This is a genomic window from Stenotrophomonas sp. YJH_SMC_73, from assembly GCF_059370155.1.
In genome coordinates this window covers 18,384-36,021 of the sequence record NZ_JCAFTJ010000017.1, presented here as the reverse complement: position 1 = coordinate 36,021, position 17,638 = coordinate 18,384, and the positions used below count along the sequence as shown (strand labels likewise).

Annotated in this window: 20 protein-coding genes; 5 read left to right on the top strand and 15 right to left on the bottom strand. The window is 65.6% G+C overall.

Going from position 1 to position 17,638, the window contains the following annotated elements:
• From AC5P8R_RS20290 to AC5P8R_RS20275, 4 genes are all read right to left on the bottom strand, one after another.
• Positions 1–1,620, bottom strand: a 1,620-nt coding sequence (locus AC5P8R_RS20290; RefSeq protein ID WP_495223772.1) for a HAMP domain-containing protein, incomplete at its 3' end; no start/stop codon positions are given.
• A gap of 290 nt (positions 1,621–1,910) precedes the next feature.
• The gene (locus tag AC5P8R_RS20285) at positions 1,911–2,093 is read right to left on the bottom strand and encodes a DUF596 domain-containing protein (protein WP_080469277.1); all 183 of its coding nucleotides are present in this window, start codon (positions 2,091–2,093) and stop codon (positions 1,911–1,913) included.
• Positions 2,094–2,309, bottom strand: coding sequence for a hypothetical protein (locus AC5P8R_RS20280; RefSeq protein ID WP_495223770.1), 216 nt, complete (start codon positions 2,307–2,309; stop codon positions 2,094–2,096).
• A 300-nt stretch (positions 2,310–2,609) separates the two neighbouring features.
• Positions 2,610–2,897, bottom strand: a complete 288-nt coding sequence (locus AC5P8R_RS20275; RefSeq protein WP_495223771.1) for a Cdi1I family immunity protein — start codon at positions 2,895–2,897, stop codon at positions 2,610–2,612.
• A 1,142-nt stretch (positions 2,898–4,039) separates the two neighbouring features.
• Here AC5P8R_RS20275 and AC5P8R_RS20270 point away from each other — a divergent pair.
• From AC5P8R_RS20270 to AC5P8R_RS20255, 4 genes are all read left to right on the top strand, one after another.
• Complete coding sequence (locus tag AC5P8R_RS20270; protein ID WP_169410898.1) at positions 4,040–4,432, top strand: barstar family protein; 393 nt, start codon at positions 4,040–4,042, stop codon at positions 4,430–4,432.
• Between the two features lie 135 nt (positions 4,433–4,567).
• Positions 4,568–7,159 (top strand): DNA mismatch repair protein MutS, encoded by a 2,592-nt coding sequence (mutS, locus tag AC5P8R_RS20265; protein ID WP_197574689.1) that lies wholly within the window; start codon positions 4,568–4,570, stop codon positions 7,157–7,159.
• A 189-nt stretch (positions 7,160–7,348) separates the two neighbouring features.
• Positions 7,349–8,992: a catalase gene (locus AC5P8R_RS20260; protein WP_049441489.1), complete on the top strand. Its 1,644-nt coding sequence runs from the start codon at positions 7,349–7,351 to the stop codon at positions 8,990–8,992.
• Positions 8,993–9,100: 108 nt separating this feature from the next.
• Entirely contained in the window at positions 9,101–9,703 is a 603-nt protein-coding gene (locus AC5P8R_RS20255; protein ID WP_111205789.1) for a DUF937 domain-containing protein, read from the top strand.
• Positions 9,704–9,741: 38 nt separating this feature from the next.
• Here AC5P8R_RS20255 and AC5P8R_RS20250 read toward each other — a convergent pair whose 3' ends face one another.
• Entirely contained in the window at positions 9,742–10,149 is a 408-nt protein-coding gene (locus AC5P8R_RS20250; RefSeq protein ID WP_014646408.1) for an RNA-binding S4 domain-containing protein, read from the bottom strand.
• Between the two features lie 9 nt (positions 10,150–10,158).
• Positions 10,159–10,398, bottom strand: coding sequence for a hypothetical protein (locus tag AC5P8R_RS20245; protein ID WP_014646407.1), 240 nt, complete (start codon positions 10,396–10,398; stop codon positions 10,159–10,161).
• Between the two features lie 62 nt (positions 10,399–10,460).
• On the opposite strand from AC5P8R_RS20245, the gene AC5P8R_RS20240 reads away from it, so the two are divergent.
• Positions 10,461–11,921 carry an MATE family efflux transporter gene (locus AC5P8R_RS20240; RefSeq protein ID WP_014646406.1) on the top strand — a complete coding sequence of 487 codons (1,461 nt, stop codon included), beginning with the start codon at positions 10,461–10,463 and terminating at the stop codon, positions 11,919–11,921.
• A gap of 68 nt (positions 11,922–11,989) precedes the next feature.
• Here AC5P8R_RS20240 and AC5P8R_RS20235 read toward each other — a convergent pair whose 3' ends face one another.
• From AC5P8R_RS20235 to AC5P8R_RS20195, 9 genes are all read right to left on the bottom strand, one after another.
• Positions 11,990–12,400 (bottom strand): DUF1801 domain-containing protein, encoded by a 411-nt coding sequence (locus AC5P8R_RS20235; RefSeq protein WP_142234428.1) that lies wholly within the window; start codon positions 12,398–12,400, stop codon positions 11,990–11,992.
• A 38-nt stretch (positions 12,401–12,438) separates the two neighbouring features.
• Positions 12,439–12,873 (bottom strand): DUF1801 domain-containing protein, encoded by a 435-nt coding sequence (locus AC5P8R_RS20230; protein ID WP_227863639.1) that lies wholly within the window; start codon positions 12,871–12,873, stop codon positions 12,439–12,441.
• A 79-nt stretch (positions 12,874–12,952) separates the two neighbouring features.
• Positions 12,953–13,333, bottom strand: coding sequence for a DUF6404 family protein (locus tag AC5P8R_RS20225; RefSeq protein WP_032956354.1), 381 nt, complete (start codon positions 13,331–13,333; stop codon positions 12,953–12,955).
• Between the two features lie 82 nt (positions 13,334–13,415).
• Positions 13,416–13,817: a 50S ribosomal protein L19 gene (rplS, locus tag AC5P8R_RS20220; protein ID WP_005415736.1), complete on the bottom strand. Its 402-nt coding sequence runs from the start codon at positions 13,815–13,817 to the stop codon at positions 13,416–13,418.
• Between the two features lie 154 nt (positions 13,818–13,971).
• Positions 13,972–14,730, bottom strand: coding sequence for a tRNA (guanosine(37)-N1)-methyltransferase TrmD (trmD, locus tag AC5P8R_RS20215; protein ID WP_046429552.1), 759 nt, complete (start codon positions 14,728–14,730; stop codon positions 13,972–13,974).
• A gap of 8 nt (positions 14,731–14,738) precedes the next feature.
• The gene (rimM, locus tag AC5P8R_RS20210; RefSeq protein ID WP_010483256.1) at positions 14,739–15,251 is read right to left on the bottom strand and encodes a ribosome maturation factor RimM; all 513 of its coding nucleotides are present in this window, start codon (positions 15,249–15,251) and stop codon (positions 14,739–14,741) included.
• 44 nt (positions 15,252–15,295) lie between these two features.
• Positions 15,296–15,556, bottom strand: a complete 261-nt coding sequence (gene rpsP, locus AC5P8R_RS20205; RefSeq protein ID WP_005415733.1) for a 30S ribosomal protein S16 — start codon at positions 15,554–15,556, stop codon at positions 15,296–15,298.
• 111 nt (positions 15,557–15,667) lie between these two features.
• Positions 15,668–16,480 (bottom strand): aminotransferase class IV family protein, encoded by an 813-nt coding sequence (locus tag AC5P8R_RS20200; protein WP_495223769.1) that lies wholly within the window; start codon positions 16,478–16,480, stop codon positions 15,668–15,670.
• Positions 16,477–17,553: an NAD(P)H-dependent flavin oxidoreductase gene (locus AC5P8R_RS20195; RefSeq protein WP_495223768.1), complete on the bottom strand. Its 1,077-nt coding sequence runs from the start codon at positions 17,551–17,553 to the stop codon at positions 16,477–16,479. Before AC5P8R_RS20195 ends, AC5P8R_RS20200 begins: the two co-directional genes overlap by 4 nt.
• Between the last annotated feature and the right edge of the window lie 85 nt (positions 17,554–17,638).

Here is a 17,638-nt window from a genome sequence, read left to right as displayed (position 1 = left end):
GATCTCGGCGATCTTCTTCGACGAGGCTTCGATGGCCGACATGGTGGTGACCACCTGGCCGACCACGTCACCGCCCTGCGAGGCGACACCGTGCGCACCGATGGCGAGCTGGTTGGCCTGGCGGGCGTGCTCGGCGTTCTGCTTCACGGTGGAGGTCAGTTCCTCCATCGACGCCGCCGTCTCTTCCAGGTTCGCCGCCTGCTGCTCGGTGCGCCGCGACAGATCGGTGTTGCCCGAGGCGATTTCGCCTGCCGCCAGATTGATGCTGGACGCGCTGGCCTGGATGCGCCCGACGATCTGCTTGAGCTGATCGACGGTGGCATTGCAGTCATCGCGCATGCGGGCGAACACGCCGTGGAAGTCGCCCTGCATGCGTACGGTGAGGTCACCGCGCGAGATCGCCTGCAGCAGGCTCGACACCTGCACCAGGTTCTGGTCGGTGGTCTGCATCAAGCGATTGAGCCCGGCCACCATGTCGCGGAAATCGTAGGCGAAGCGATCTTCATCGCCGCGCAGGCTGAAGTCGCCCGCCGCAGCGGCCGTCGCCAGCCGGCGGATCTCGCTGTTGATCGCCGACAGGCTGGTCTTGGTCTCGTCCATTGCCTGGGTGATCGCCGCCTTCTCGCCCGGCAGCGGATCCATGTCCACCGACAGGTCGCCACGGGCGTAATGCTTCATCACTTCGATCAGCCGGTTCTGTACCTGCACGTGTGAGCCGACCAGCGCGTTGGTCTCGTGCACCATGCGCCCGTAGTCACCAGGGAAGGCACTCTCGTCCATGCGATAGCTGAGGCTGCCCGCATCGTGCTGGCGGGCCAGCTCGCCCTGCGCCGCCATCACCGACTGCAACTGCGCCTGCATGCGCTGCATCGACCTGAGCAGCTGCGTGACCTCATCGTTGCCGGAGGCGTCAATGCTGCTGTCCAGCCGCCCATTGGCGATGCCGTCGGCCAGCTTCACCGCGCCTTCCAGCGGGCGGGTCAGGCTGCGGGTGATGGCCCACGCGGCCAGCGAGCCCAGTACCAGGCTCAACACGCCGAACACGATCGACAGCGTGCCGGTCCAGGATTCGGTTGAACGGTATTCCTCGCGGCTGCGCTCGGTCAGCGTCTCCTGATGCCGCAGCAGGGTCGAGATCGCTTCGTTCCACGCGGTTGCCAGCCCCTGCTCGGCAAGCAGTTCCTTGGCCGCGCCGTCGAAATCCCCGGCCTTCATGCGCTCGTGAAGATGCCGGGTGGAGGCGTCGGTGGCCTTGCGTGCCGCGTCGATTTTCGCCACCAGGGTATCGCCGGTCGCGTCGCGCGGAATCCTGATGTACCTGGCCCAGATACCGTCGTAGGTCTGCGACAGCTCCTGCGCCTTCTGATAATCCCTGTCAAAATCCTCGCCGCGCTTGATCACCATCAGGCGGCGGTGCATCAACACCGCGTTGTTGGTATCCAGCATGTCGTTCAACAGCCGCATCTTCACCATGTTGACGTCCACCACTTTCTCGAACTGGGCGGACTTCAGGTGATTTCCGTACAGCGCCAGGCCAACGATGGCCACGATGAACAGCAGCAGCAATCCAAACCCGGCACCCAGCCGGGATCCCACTCGGAGGTTGCGTAAGGCGAGCATCTCAATTCCCTTGATCATGGCCGTACGATCGATGGCGGCGCAGCGCGGGGAAACTTTATGGTCGGAGATTATTATATCGATCCAAATATATGGAACTGTGCATACAGGCATGAAACGCGCCGGGACCAGCAATCGCGATGTCTTCCGGGTATATCGGAATGACGAGGGGCTGGTGATATCGCAAGCAATTCACGAAACCGGCTGTGGCAACCGCATTTCGATGAGTCAATCAACAGAATGCTCGATGCCACGGGGATGCCACGGACACTGCCGCACCGGCATCAGGCATTTCAGCTCCAGCTGCCGCCTTCAGGTGAGATCCAGACCCATCCAAACGGCGCATCCGAAAAGAACCAGAATCCGTGCTCATCGAGATCCTGCCGATCTCTTGCGGCCGGCCATGCGCGGCGAAGCGTACCCAAATACTCATTAACATGCCCATCGGCGAAGACGCCTTGTGAAGCAAGCTTCAGCTAGCCTTCCACCATCAGCATCTGCACCATCGAAAAGAACGCTTCCGTCTGCTGCTCGAAGGTGACGCAGAGCAACGCTACCCCTGTTCCACCTGGAGAACACCAGAAACAGGTCTCGCTCGCAGTGGACGACATGCCCCGCGCCATGGTGGACGCAGCTCCCTCCTTTTGCATCAGACGCCACGGCATCGAATGATCCGCGGGTGCGCTGCTCACTGCCCCTTCCAAGACAGCCAAAATCACCTTCCAACCAAGCGGCGATCTCCCTGGCACCGGATCCTTGACCGTATGTCACGGGGTCTGAATCGGCAACCCGTTCATCACATGAGACCACATGCCTGTCGCCGTCCCAGCATGGAGAGAAGACCGCGTTCATGACCATGTCACTCAACCCCGAAAAACAGTGCCTTCATCGGCACCAGCCGTCGCGAAGCCCTTTCCCGCTCCTCACGGATGGTCGCAAACCTGTTTGAGGAGCGAGCGAACACGCTTCCAGCATAGCGTCTCGCACCGGACTCAGGCATCGGTGACACGCAGAGGGCCGCGCTCGGCATCCGTGAAGAATCGGGTATCCATATCCTGAGCGGGCTCCATGCCTCCGTATACAGTTTCCGCTCCACTCAGCATTTTCAACTGCAGAAAATGCCGTTGCAGTTCGGACATCGCTGCACCGACATCCGCCCAATCCATATCGAATGAAAAATCGATGCTTACCCTTCCTTCAAAGCCAAGGACACGAATCAACAGCGTAGGAATACGGAGGACTGCTCCGACCTGAGACCCTTGACTGTGTAGATCACGCATGAGCTGCACGCGACTTCATCGGAACTTTCTGCAGACCGCTCGCCAGCCGCCATCGACTCGCCCTCCAGTTCAGTCCACGAAACGGACTCGGCCATGTGGCCGATCCCCTCCAGTACTGTGGGTACGCGCCCCCTTGGAACGTCCTCCATGACAATTTCAAACGCGTCTCTCATTGACTGTCCTCTTCAGTTGCCGGTTACAGCCGATCAGGTCCAACCGCCCCGGCTCACATTGCGGAGCAATCCGGCGATCTTGCAGAGACACAATCACCAGTACTCACGGATGTTCATCCAGAACATTGCGGAGCTGCTCATCCACGCTCCATCGATCCGGGCGTAACTTTGGCTCAGCCCATCGAGCCCCGTCTGCCAACCATTGCCTCCTGTATTCCAGACAGGAGGCACTGTTGCAATCCTGATAGCCGTGCTGCACCCCACAGCAAGGGCACAGCTCAAAATCGGGGGTTCTACCATCCTCACCCCACGGCGGCATGTCAGACATGTAGCCACAGACTCGGCAACCCGCTTCATTCCGCATGTGAGCAGCCTGAACCTGATGGACATCCGGGCGCCGCCAAAACCGTCCTGAACGTTGAAAGACACATTGAGTCAAAGCCCAACATCAAGCGTCAGCGCCGAAATAGAACAGCACGCACTACCTTTCATCCTGCCCAACCAAGCTTATGGGTAGAACGGTATCACCCCCATCAACCGAGATCTCCACGTGCATGTCCAGATCATCAAAGGTCATGAGCTCATCAATCAAACCTCTGGTCGTCTTGCCACGAACCACCCAGGAAGGCTCACTCAAAATCCACCCCCATCACTTTCAAATTCAAATCAAATGCACCAACCCGGGCATCTCGACTATCCAGCAGGTTACCTTGGGCAAAAAGAAAACCAGACGGCTTCACATTCGTCGCAGACAAAAATCTGAAGACCCCCTGCTTGACGTGAGCCTCAAGTGCTTCACCTTGCTTACAACGTGGACAGATCACCCAACACCCCACCGCACAGGATCCGCACATAGTACGATTTCCATGCGTAGACCCATGCCATGGTCAGGCGCTCCCGGACCACTCCCGGTGCTGATAGCTTTATTGAGGGTCAGCAGAGTGCCGCCGGCACCGCTACAGTGGGCGCATGTCGCTCATCCTGCAGATTGAAGGCTGTACCATTCACGACATCCCCAGCCTGTACGCGGAGATCAACCGCGTGTTCATGGCCGGCGAGGACTGGCAGCTCGGGCCAAGCCTGGACGCCCTGGATGATCTGCTGCATGGCGTCCATGGCGTGTTGGCCGGCCATGAGCGGGCCACGGTGATCTGGAGTGATATCGAGCACAGCCGCGCCGCACTGGGACGAACTACCACCCGCCAGTGGCTGCAGTCCAAGCTGGAAGCCCCGGGCACCTTCAACACGCGGACCATTGCGCGCCAGCTGGACGCCCTGCAACGGGGCGAGGGCCCAACCTACTTCGAGATCGTGATGGATATCTTCGCCAGCCACCGGCAGATCACCCTGGTCCCGGCCTGACCCCGTGGCTGTGCGGTACCCGCCTGCCACCGGTGGCGGCAGCCCTGTGCCCCAGCAGTTACCATGGACGGCCCTGTACCCGCTCCGTTGCCGCTGCCCTCCGGCGCGAACGGACGCCCCGGATTCACGAGCCCCATGTCCAAAGAAAAGTCCGCCGAACACACCCCGCTGATGAAGCAGTTCTTCGCAGCCAAGTCCGAGTATCCGGACCTGCTGCTGTTCTTCCGCATGGGCGACTTCTACGAGCTGTTCTACGACGATGCGCGCAAGGCCGCGCGCCTGCTCGACATCACCCTGACCCAGCGTGGCAGCTCCGGCGGCGCGCCGATTCCGATGGCCGGCGTGCCGGTACATGCCTATGAAGGCTACCTGGCGCGGTTGGTGGCGCTGGGCGAGTCGGTGGCGATCTGCGAGCAGATCGGCGACCCGGCGCTGGCCAAGGGCCTGGTCGAACGCAAGGTGGTGCGCATCGTCACCCCCGGCACCGTCACCGACGAAGCGCTGCTGGACGAGCGCCGTGACACCCTGCTGATGGCGCTGTCGCGCACGAAGCAGGGCTACGGCCTGGCCTGGGCCGACCTGGCCGGTGGCCGCTTCCTGGTCAATGAAGTCGAGACCGACGACGCGCTGGAAGCCGAACTGGCCCGACTGGAACCGGCCGAGCTGCTGGTGCCCGACGAGGAGAACTGGCCCGACTTCCTGCGCCAGCGCACCGGCGTGCGCCGCCGTGCGCCGTGGCTGTTCGACGCGGACAGCGGCCGCCGCCAGCTGCTGAACTTCTTCAAGCTGCACGATCTGAGCGGCTTCGGTATCGATGACAAGCCACGTGCCACCGCCGCCGCCGGCGCCCTGCTCGGTTATGTCGAGGAAACCCAGAAGCAGCGCCTGCCGCACCTGACCTCGATCGCGATGGAAACCGCCGCCGAGGCGATCGCGATGAACGCCGCCACCCGCCGCCACCTGGAACTGGATACGCGCGTCGACGGCGATACCCGCAATACCTTGCTGGGCGTGCTCGACAGCACGGTGACGCCGATGGGCGGGCGCCTGCTGCGCCGGTGGCTGCACCGCCCGCTGCGCCTGCGCGAGGTGCTGGTACAGCGCCACCATGCGGTGGAAACCCTGATCGATCGCGGCAGCGATGCCGACATCCGCGAACAGTTCCGCCGCCTCGGCGACCTGGAACGCATCCTGACCCGCGTCGCACTGCGTTCGGCGCGCCCGCGTGATTTCTCCACCCTGCGCGATGGCCTGGGCCTGCTGCCGGCGGTGCGCGAAGTGCTGGCGCCGCTGGATTCACCGCGCCTGCAGGCACTGCATGCCGCCTTGGGCGAGCACGACGCGTGCGCACAACTGCTGGCCAGCGCCATCGCCGAAATGCCGCCACTGAAGCTGAGCGACGGCGGCGTGCTGGCCGATGGCTTCGATGAAGAGCTGGACGAGCTGCGCCGCCTGTCCACCCATGCCGACCAGTTCCTGGTTGACCTGGAACTGCGCGAGCGCGAGAGCAGCGGCATTCCCACCCTGAAGGTGGGCTACAACCGCGTGCACGGCTACTACATCGAAATCAGCAAGGGCCAGTCCGATCGCGCGCCGGTGCACTACACCCGCCGCCAGACGCTGACCAATGCCGAGCGTTACATCACCGAAGAACTGAAGGCATTCGAGGACAAGGTGCTGTCCGCGCGCGACCGTTCGCTGTCGCGCGAGAAGTACCTATACGAGCAGCTGCTGGACACCCTCGGCGAACAGCTGGAACCGTTGAAGCAGTGCGCCGCTGCGCTGAGCGAACTGGACGTGCTGGCCGCCTTCGCCGAACGCGCGCAGGCGCTGGACTGGTCGCGGCCGGAACTTGAAACGGCACCGTGCCTGAAGATCGAGCGTGGCCGCCATCCGGTGGTCGAGGCGGTGCGCGAGCAGCCGTTCGAACCCAACGATCTGGATCTGCATCCGGACCGCCGCATGCTGGTCATCACCGGTCCGAACATGGGTGGTAAATCGACCTACATGCGGCAGAACGCGCTGATCGTGCTGCTGGCCCACATCGGCAGCTTCGTGCCGGCCAGCCGGGCGCTGATCGGCCCGATCGACCGCATCCTGACCCGCATCGGCGCCGGTGACGACCTCGCCCGCGGGCAGTCGACCTTCATGGTCGAGATGGCCGAGACCAGCTACATCCTGCACCACGCCACCGCGCATTCGCTGGTGCTGATGGACGAGATCGGCCGTGGCACGTCCACCTACGACGGCCTGGCGCTGGCCGACGCGGTGGCCCGCCACCTGGCCTACCAGAACCGCTGCTACACGCTGTTCGCCACCCACTACTTCGAGCTGACCGCGCTGGCCGACGAGCAGCACGAGGGCGGCCGCAGCGGCATCGCCAACGTGCACCTGGATGCCGTCGAGCACGGTGAAGCGCTGGTGTTCATGCACGCCGTTAAGGACGGCCCGGCCAACCGCAGCTTCGGCCTGCAGGTGGCCGCACTGGCCGGCCTGCCGCGCGCCACCGTGGCGCAGGCGCGCCGTCGACTGGCCGAGCTGGAACAGCGCGGCGGTGAGAGCCATGCCGCCGAGCTGGCGCCGCAGGCATTGGATGCACCGCAGCAGTTCGGCCTGTTCGCGGCGCCGTCGAACAAGGCACAGGAAGCACTGGCCGCCATCGATCCGGACGAACTGACGCCGAAGCAGGCACTGGAAGCGCTGTACCGACTGAAAGCACTGCTGTAACCGCAGCACGCACCCCTGGCTTCCCGCCGCCACGCGGGAGGCCTGTCGAAAGATCCGGCAAATCTTATTCTTCGTTTCAATTGACAGAAACTATCAAACTGAACGGATCATTCGATTATTCATTTCATCTGGCCCTAGCTAAAGTCGAGTGAAGATGTTCCATCCCGTCTTCACCCGCAGGAGCCAGCCATGAGCCAGTCCGATAACAACAGCCCGAAATGTCCGTATCACACCGCGCCGTCGCCTGCGGAAGGCGCCCAGCAGCAGCGCGAGCTGAGCACTACCCCGAAGCAGAAGCACGGCGATGAACCGGTCACGCCGATGACCACGGCCTTCGGCGCGCCGGTGGTGGACAACCAGAACAGCAAGACCGCCGGCCCGCGTGGCCCGCTGCTGATGGAAGACGTGTGGCTGCTGGAAAAGCTGGCCAACCTCAACCGCGAGATCATTCCCGAGCGCCGCATGCACGCCAAGGGCTCGGGCGCATTCGGCACCTTCACCGTCACTCACGACATCAGCAAGTACACCCGCGCCAAGCTGTTCGAGAAGGTCGGCAAGCAGACCGAGATGTTCGCCCGCTTCACCACGGTGGCCGGCGAGCGTGGCGCCGCCGACGCCGAGCGTGACATCCGCGGCTTCGCCCTGAAGTTCTACACCGAAGAAGGCAATTGGGACCTGGTCGGCAACAACACGCCGGTGTTCTTCCTGCGCGACCCGCGCAAGTTCGCCGACCTCAACAAGGCCGTCAAGCGCGACCCGCATACCAACCTGCGCAGCGCACGCAACAACTGGGATTTCTGGACGCTGCTGCCCGAAGCCCTGCTGCAGGTGACCGTGGTGATGAGCGACCGCGGCATTCCGCGCAGCTTCCGCCACATGCACGGTTTCGGCTCGCACACCTACAGCTTCACCAACGCCGACAGCGAGCGCTTCTGGGTGAAGTTCCACTTCGTCAGCCAGCAGGGCATCGAATCGCTGACCGACGCGCAGGCGCAGATCCTGGTCGGCCATGACCGCGAAAGCCACGGCCGCGACCTGTTCGCCGCGATCGAGAAGGGCGACTTCCCGAAGTGGAAACTGTTCATCCAGGTCATGCCGGAACTGGAGGCGGAAACCTACCGCATCCATCCGTTCGACCTGACCAAGGTGTGGCCGAAGAGCGACTACCCGCTGATCGAAGTGGGCCAGTTCGAACTGAACCGCAATCCGGTCAACTGGTACCAGGACGTGGAGCAGTCAGCGTTCGCGCCGAGCAACCTGGTGCCGGGTATCGGCCCGTCGCCGGACAAGATGCTGCAGGCGCGCCTGTTCGCCTACTCCGATGCGCAGCGCTACCGCCTGGGCGTGAACCACCACCAGATTCCGGTGAACGCGGCGCGCTGCCCGGTGCACAGCAACCACCGCGACGGTGCGATGCGCGTGGACGGCAACTACGGCGGCCTGCCGCACTACGAGCCCAACAGCTACGGCCAGTGGCAGGAACAGCCGCAGTACCGCGAACCGCCGATGAAGATCCGGGGCGACGCCGACTTCTGGAACTTCCGTGAGGACGACGCCGACTACTTCAGCCAGCCTGGTGCGCTGTTCCGCAGCTACAACCAGGCACAGAAGGAGCGACTGTTCGCCAACACCGCCCGTGCCCTGGGCGATGCGCCGGACTTCATCAAGCAGCGCCACATCGACAACTGCAGCAAGGCCGACCCGGCCTATGGCGCTGGTGTTGCCGCGGCGCTGAAGGCGCTGGCCAGCCAGCCAACGGATCCGTTCAAGCCGGCCCAGCCGGAAGCGGACTTCCCCACCGCGACCCCGGGTGCCGAAGACATCGAGCTCTGATCGCCCTGCCCCGTGAACGCCACGCCGCCTCCCCGTGAGGCGGCGTCGCCGTTTTAACGGTCTGCGTCGTACCTTCTGCACGCCCAACCCCAATCAAGGATTCCGCAGATGAGCCTGACCGACGAACTTCTCGCCAAATTGCAGGGCGCCCCGCTGCAGCAGGTATCGCAGCAGCTCGGCATCAGCGATACCCAGGCCTCCGGTGCGATCAGTGCCGCGCTGCCGGTGCTGATGGGCGCGCTGGGCAACAACGCCTCGCAGCCGCAGGGCGCACAGGCGCTGCTCGGTGCACTGCAGAACAACCACAGCGGCCTGGACCTGAGCAGCGTGCTCGGCTCGGTACTGGGCGGCGGTGGCGGTGGCGCCGCCAGCGACGGTGCCGGCATCCTCGGCCACATCTTCGGCGGCAGCCAGCAGAAGGTGGAAACCGGCCTGGCCCAGGCCACCCAGCTCGACAGCGGCCGTACCAGCCAGCTGCTGCAGATCCTCGCACCGATCGTGATGGCCTTCCTCGCCCAGCGCCTCGGTGGTGGCCAGGCCGATGCCGGCTCGCTCAGCCAGGCCCTCGGCCAGGAGAAGCAGCAGGTGCAGCAACAGGGCGGCCTTGCCGGCGGCCTGCTTGGCAGCGTGCTGGACCAGGACGGTGACGGCCAGCTCGGCGTGGGCGATCTGCTGAAGATCGGCGGCAGCCTGCTGGGCGGCAAGCGCTGAGCCAAGGCGGCGCCGGACCCGGTCTGGCGCCCTGCAACTTACAACGCGTCGATATCGCCGAGCGCGCGGATCAACCGCCGTGCGCGTTTGTCCGGCTTGTGCTCCGGCGGCTGGAAACCATCGCGTGCGGCGATGCGCAGCGCCCGCTGCTCGGCGCGGCGGGCCCTGGAGGCCTCACTCTCGGCATACAGCTGCTGCGCCGCCGGCGCCGGCCCGCGCTGATCGCTCAGCCCCAGCACCTGGATCTCGAAATGCTCCTCGCCGCGATCCACCTGCAGCTGCTCGCCGACGCGCACCGCGCGTGAGGATTTCGGGCGCTGCCCAGCCACGCTGACCTTGCCGGTCTCGATGGCCTGCTTGGCCAGGCTGCGGGTCTTGAAGAAACGGGCCGCCCACAGCCAGATGTCCAGGCGGACACTGGGCGGCAGCGGGGAAAGCTCGGTCATCGGTAGGGACTACTCCGTTCGCTTGTTCAGGGGACGCGGGTTGTCGGGGTCGGTGCGGCAGCCGCTGCCCCCGATCAGGGTGGGTACGCCGGCAGAAAGATCCTGGCGCTGGCTGCCGACCAGGCACTCGGGCCGGTCGGTGGGCCGCACCTGGGTATCGCCCAGCCGGTCACCTGTCGAACATGCGGCCAGTACGACGCTGATCAAGGCCAGCGCCAGGCTCCACTTCACCTGCAGTCGTTGATGCATTGCCACATCCCGCAAACCGGCTTGGTGCTAGTGTGCGCCTCCCGGGATTCGATCACCACTCCATGGCCAAAGCGCCGCTTGACCTGACCTCCGGCCCGATCGGCCGCAATCTCCTGCTGTTTTCCCTGCCGATCCTGGCAGGCAACATCGCGCAGTCGCTGAACGGTTCGGTGAATGCGGTCTGGGTCGGGCGCTTCCTCGGTGAGGCGGCACTGACCGCCACCGCGAACGCCAACAACATCATGTTCTTCCTTATCGGCTCGGTGTTCGGCTTCGGCATGGCTTCGACCATCCTGATCGGACAGGCGATCGGCGCGCGCGACATCGCGCAGGCGCGGCGCGTGGTCGGCACCAGTGCCACCTTCTTCATCGGCCTGTCGGTGATCATCGCCATCGCCGGCTGGTTCATGGCCCATCCGCTGCTGGCGGCGATGGGCACGCCGGCCGCCTCGCTGCCATTGGCCGAGGCCTACCTGCAGATCATCTTCCTGGCGATGCCGACGCTGTACGCGTTCGCCTTCCTCACCGCCGCCCTGCGCGGTGCCGGTGATTCGCGCACGCCGTTCCGCTTCCTGATGGTATCGGTGGCACTGGACATCGTGCTGAACCCTGTACTGATCTTCGGCATGGGGCCCTTCCCCGCGCTGGGCATCGCCGGCTCGGCCTGGGCCACGCTGGTCGCGCAGACGCTGTCGCTGGCCGGCCTGCTGCTGTACATGCGGCACAAGCGCCACACCCTGTGGCTGGGCCGCGCCGACCTGCGCCTGTTCAAGCTCGACATGACCATCCTCAAGGCGCTGGTGGTCAAGGGCGTGCCGATGGGCCTGCAGATGGTGCTGATCTCGCTGTCGGTGATCCTGCTGATGACCATGGTCAACCAGTACGGCACCGACACCGCCGCGGGCTACGGCGCGTCCCTGCAGCTGTGGAACTACCTGCAGATGCCGGCGATGGCGATCGGTGCGGCGTGTTCTTCGATGGCCGCACAGAACGTCGGTGCGCAGCGCTGGGACCGCGTGCGCGGTACCGCACGCCAGGGCGTGCTGTTCAACTTCCTGCTGACCGGCGCGCTGATCCTGCCGTTGGTTGTGTTCGATCGCCAGCTGCTGGCGCTGTTCCTGCCGCCGGCCAGCCAGGCGCTGGACATCGCCCGCCACCTCAACCATGTGGTGATCGGCTCGTTCCTGTTCTTCGGCGTCAGCTTCGTGATCTCCGGCGTGGTGCGCTCCACCGGCGCGGTGATTCCGCCACTGCTGATCCTGGCCGGCTCGCTGTGGGGCGTGCGCGTGCCGTTCGCCGAACTGCTGCAGCCGTACTGGGGCGCCGATGCAATCTGGTGGAGCTTCCCGGTCAGCTCGCTGGTGTCGATGCTGCTGTCGCTGGCGTATTACCGCTGGGGCGGCTGGCGCAAGGCGAAGATGATGGGCAAGCCCTCGCATGCCGAAGAACTGGCGACGCCGTCGGAGATTCCGGCCTGTCCGCCGTCGCCGGTGGCCGACCCGGATGCCGCACCGCCACGGTAAGGTGGGTGCGGACCGTTGGTCCGCACAGGCCTGTCAGCCGAGCATGGGCTCGGCTCTACAGAAGACGGTCAGCGCTTCTTCTTCTTCGCCGCATTGAACGCCGCCGCTGCGCGCAGCAGCGCCTTGAACGCAGCGGCATCCGGCATCGCGCCTTCATGGACGTCGATCGCACGCCGCGTATTGCCCTCGAGGCTGGCGTTGAACAGGCCTTTGGGATCGGCCAGCGCCGCACCGTTGGCGAAGGTCAGTTTCACCGCCTGCTTGTAGGTCTCGCCGGTGCACAGGATGCCGTTGTGCTCCCACACCGGTGTACCGCGCCACTTCCAGGCTTCCTGCACGTCCGGCAGCGCTTCATGGATCAATGCACGCACGCGTGCCAGTGTTTCACCGCGCCAGTCTGCCAGCTCGGCGATGCGTGCATCGATCAGTTCGGCCGCCGGTGTTCCGGCATCGGCCGGGTTGGGGGCATGCGTAGCCATCAGGAGCTCTCGTCGGGAAAGGAATGAGAAAGTCGGGGTTACATGCGCTCGCCGGGCAACGCGGCGGCCTGGCGCACCCAGTCGAGGAACTGTGCCTCATCCAGCGCGCCATCCTGTGCGATATGCAGGTAGCGCGTATCGGCACTCCTGGACGGCTCGGGCGGCATCGGCTTCAGCACCGCGCCACGAAAGAACGCCACCTTGATGTAGCGGGTGAAGCAATGGAAGCTGAGAAACCAGCCTTCGCCCGGCGCCACCGCATACATCGGCGAGTTCCACTTCACCGCCTTGTGCACGCCGGGTACGGCCCGTTCGATCAACGCATCCAGCTGTGCGCCGACCGGGCGTTTCCAGTCCGGCATGGCGGCGATGTATGCCTGCACCGGAGCATCGCCCTCGCCCTTGGCGATCTGCGGGTTGCCACCGGACAGCAGGGTGGGCGCAGCGGTGGGTGCGGTTCGCTTGGCAGGCATCGCACGGTACGGGCATCGGGATGATGCGGCAGCCTAGCGCGGCCCGTAGCCGTCGGTCACGGCGCAGTGCGCCATCGGCTCAGTCCGCCTGCCGCGCCCGGAACTGGCGCCAATCCGGCAGCTTGCGGTGGCGGCGCAGCGAGCGCATCAGCGCCGCCATCACAAGGCCGAACAGCGCGCCGGCCACCAGACCGGCCACCAGCAACAGCACCAGCGGACGTTCGCTGCCCTGCCACAGCATCAGCCACATCAGCGCGGTCCAGAACAGCCCGAACAGCAGGCCCTGCACCAACGCGTTGGTGCCAAAGCCGGCCAGGATCGGTGGCGGCAGTGCGATGCCCAGGCGCCACAACAGGCGATGCAGCAACGGCGCCGATTGCACGCGTGCCAGCCCCTTGCCGTCGAGAAAGCGCAACGCCGACTGGATCACGGCCGGATAGCGAAGGTTGATGTCGTTCATCACCTGATCGTGGCCGATGCGATGCCGGAAACGCAAACGGCCACCCGAAGGTGGCCGTCGCGGCAACAACCGAAGTTGTTTATCAGGCCTTGTCGGCCAGACGGGCAGCCTTGGCGGCAGCAGCGGCAGCCAGGTCTTCCTTGATGCGGGCAGCCTTGCCTTCCAGGCCACGCAGGTAGTACAGCTTGCCGGCGCGGACCTTACCACGACGCTTCACTTCGACCGAGTCGATGATGGCGCTGTGGGTCTGGAAAACGCGCTCGACGCCGTAGCCGTGCGAGATCTTGCGGACGGTGAACGAGGAGTTCAGGCCGGCGTTCTTGGTGGCGATGACGACGCCTTCGTAGGCCTGCACGCGCTCGCGGCTGCCTTCCTTCACCTTCACGTTGACGACAACGGTGTCGCCCTGGCTGAACTTCGGCAGTTCACGGGTGATCTGGGCGGATTCGAATTCCGCGACGATGGACTTGTTCAGCTTGCTCATGGGTTACACCGATTCTTGTTCGGGTGGGCGTGTCGTATCGACAACGTAGGCTCATGCAGTCACCGGACTGTGCTGCACGTTTGTTTTGGGTACTGCGCGCGCCGACCAGGGCCGACGGGAATTGGCCATGATAGCCGATAAAGCCGACCCTGCGCTAGGGGCTGGCCTTCTGGTTCCGGGCCTGACGGCCCTGCTCCAGCAGTTTGCGGTCGGCCTTGCCCAGTGCCTGCTCATCCAGCAGGTCCGGGCGCCGCTCGGCGGTCCGGAGCAGCGACTGCTGGCGGCGCCAGGCGGCGATGGCCGCGTGGTTGCCCGAGCGCAGCACGTCCGGTACGTCACCCAGCGGGTGCTGGGCCGGCTGGCTGTAGTGCGGGCAGTCGAGCAGGCCGAGGTCGCCCTCGAAGCTGTCCTGCGCCGCCGATTCGGCGTCGTTCAGGGCACCGTCCTGCAGGCGGGCCACGGCGTCGATGATCACCGCCGCGCCCAGTTCACCCCCGGACAGCACGTAGTCGCCGAGGGAGATCTCCTCGTCGACATTGGCCTCCAGGAAACGCTCGTCGATGCCCTCGTAGCGGCCGCAGAGCAGGACCACGCGCGGCAGCGCCGCCAGTTCCCGCACCTTGGCCTGGGTCAGCGGCGCCCCCTGCGGGCTGAGGTAGATCACCCGCGCCGGGGTCGGATCGGCCTCACGGATCGCCTGCAGGCAGGCCTGCAACGGCTCGATCAGCATCACCATGCCCGGGCCACCACCGAACGGACGGTCGTCCACGCGGCGGTAGTTGCCTTCGGCGTAATCACGGGGGTTCCAGCCGTGCAGGCTGAACAGCCCCTTCTCCTGCGCGCGCCCGACCACGCCCAGTCCGGCGGACTGGGCGAGGAACTCGGGGAACAGGGTGATGACGTCGAAACGCATGCTCACGCTCAGAACTCGGGATCCCAGTCGACCACGACCAGGTTGGCCTCGAAGTCGACCGACTTGACGAAGTCCGGCTGCACGAACGGAATCATCCGCTCGCGGTCACCGCGGACCACCACCACGTCGTTGGCGCCGGTGCTGAACAGGTGCGAGACCTGGCCCAGGGCAACGCCCTCGGTGGTCTTCACGTCCAGGCCTTCCAGGTCCACCCAGTAGTACTCATCGGGCTTCGGTGGCGGCAATGCACTGCGGGCCACGTAGATCTCGGTGCCGTGCATCGCTTCGACGGTATCGCGGTCCTCTACGCCGGGGAAACGGGCGACCAGGTGCTTGCCGCTGTCGCGGCCACGCACACCTTCAATCGTGGTTTCCACGCCGGACGGGCTGCGCACGATCCACGGCTGGTAACGGAAAATGGCGGAACGTGGCTCGGTCCAAGACTCGAGCTTGATTTCGCCGCGCACACCAAAAGCGCCGACAACCCTGCCCAGCAGGATGCGGCGCTCGATATCTTTCATCTGCTTCAACCAAGAGGGCCACGCCAAAGCGTGGCCCGTCAGGATCAGGCCGCAGCGGCCTGGGACTTGGTCGCTTCCTTGATCAGGTTGCGGACCTTGTCGGTCGGCTGGGCGCCGTTCTTGACCCAATGGTCAACGCGGGCCAGGTCCAGCTCGATGCGCTTCTCGGCGCCCTGGGCAACCGGGTTGTAGAAGCCAACGCGCTCGATGTTGCGGCCGTCGCGCGCGCTGCGCACGTCGGTGACGATGATGTGGTAGAACGGACGCTTCTTGGCGCCGCCGCGGGTCAGTCGAATCTTGACCATGGTGTTTTTCCTATTGCCCAGTCGCCAGGATGGCGAGGTAAGCGGGCGATTATAGCGGCAGAGCCCGGCCGAGCCAACCCCGGGGGAACCCGCCCGGGGTCCCGCCCGGGGTCAGAACCCTTTTGCGCCGCAAAAGGGATCTGACCCCAATCTGTCCCAAGGCACCGCCGCCAGCACTGCCCTGCCCCGTTCAGCCAAGGCCTGCGAGCCGGGCAGGACATGCCCGTCAATGGCGTCCAGCGCCCAAAGACCGCTGGCGTTGCAGGCAAACGCGCTCTTCACACCGGCCAGGTCCGCCAGCCGCAACGGCTGCGTCGCCTGTGCCCCCGGCCAAAGCTGCTTCAACAGCGCCTCGGCGGTCCCGCGCAGGGCCGGCGCCTGCGGCCAGAGCAGCCGTTCACCATCGTGCACGGCCAGGTTCCAGGTGCTGCCTTCACTCACTTCGCCATCGGCGGTCACGAACAGCACATCGTCGAATCCTTGCGCCATCGCCGCGCGACGCTCGGCAAACAGGCCAAACGTGCCCACATGCTTGATCTGCGGCATTTCGCGCTGCCAGGCCACGCTGCGCACGCGCTTGGGCGCGGCCAGGGCCACCGGCGCTGAAACTGCCACCAGCACGTCCACCGGCACGGCCGCCAGCGGATTGCGGAAATCGAAGCGGCGCGAGTACACCGTCACCCGCAGCGAGGCATCGGCCAGGCCGGCCTGCCGCAGCGCCTGCGACATCCACGCCTGCACCTGCACCGTGTCCAGTTCGCTGCCGAACAGTTCGCGCGTGGCCTGCGACAGCCGCGCCAGATGCAGGTCCAGCCCCTGCACTGCACCACCACGCACCTGCAGCGAGGTGAAGTGGCCGTAGTTCACCAGCGCCGGCAGCAGGTCCGCCACCTGCGCCGGCTGGCCATTGCAGGTGACCCTCATCGCAGCAGCGCCTGCGCCTGTTCCCACATGCCGCGCAGCACGTCGGCGGCCGGCTGTGCAGGCGCCATCCACGCCGACTGCCCGGCCCAGGCCTGCATCGCCGCCAGGCGATTTTCCTGCACGGCCTGCTTGCGCATCGGCGCGGTCAGGCCACGCTGCACCGGGTACGGGCGCGGCGCAGGGGCGCCTTCGGCAGCAGCGGCGCGCACATACGCGGTCGCCAGGCCACGGCCAAGGCGGCCGCTGAACGCGCGCGTCGGCCAGGTATCTTCCGGTTCGCTGGCGGCCAGCCCATCGGCCCACGCCGACGCGATCGCCGCCTCGGGCGTGCGCAGGAAGGCGGTGCCGATCTGGACGGCGCTGGCCCCCAGGGTGAGTGCGGCAGCAATGCCACGGCCATCGGCGATGCCACCGGCAGCGATCACCGGAATCTGCAGGTGATCGGCCAGGCGCGGCAACAGCGCGAACAGCCCGACCAGCTGGCGTTCGGCCATTGCCGGATCAAACGCACCGCGATGGCCACCGGCCTCCATGCCCTGCGCCACCACGGCGTCGGCACCGGCGTCCTGTGCGGCACGCGCTTCGGACAAGGTGGTCGCGCAGGCGATCCAGGCAATGCCGGCGTCCTTCAGCTGCTGCACGTGGTGCGGCAGCAGCACGCCCATGATGGTCGACGCCACCGCCGGGCGTGCCGCAAGCAACGCAGCGAACTGTTCTTCGAAATCGGCAGGCGTGGCGTCGGCGGCGCTGGCCGGCACGTCCGGGCCCCACTGCGCGAGGAAAGCGCGGCTGGCGGCCTCGGCAGCGACATCACGGCTCGGTGCGGGGTCCGGCACCCACAGGTTCACCTGCGCCGGGCCGGTGGAGGTCGCGCGGAAGTCCTTCATCCAGCGACCGATATCGGCCGACGATGACAGCACCGCGCCCATCGCCCCCATGCTGCCGGCATTGGCCAGCGCGGCGGACAACGGTACGGGGCAGGCACCGGCCATCGGTGCCAGCAGGATCGGAACGGAAATGCCAAAGCGCCGGCAGAACGCCTCGACGCGGGAAGTTACAGCGGAACTCTGCATGACGGCCCATCGTTTCGGACAGGCCCCCATGGTGCGCGCGGGACAGGGGAAGAGTCGAGCCTGCTGCTGCGCGCCGCCGCCCGAG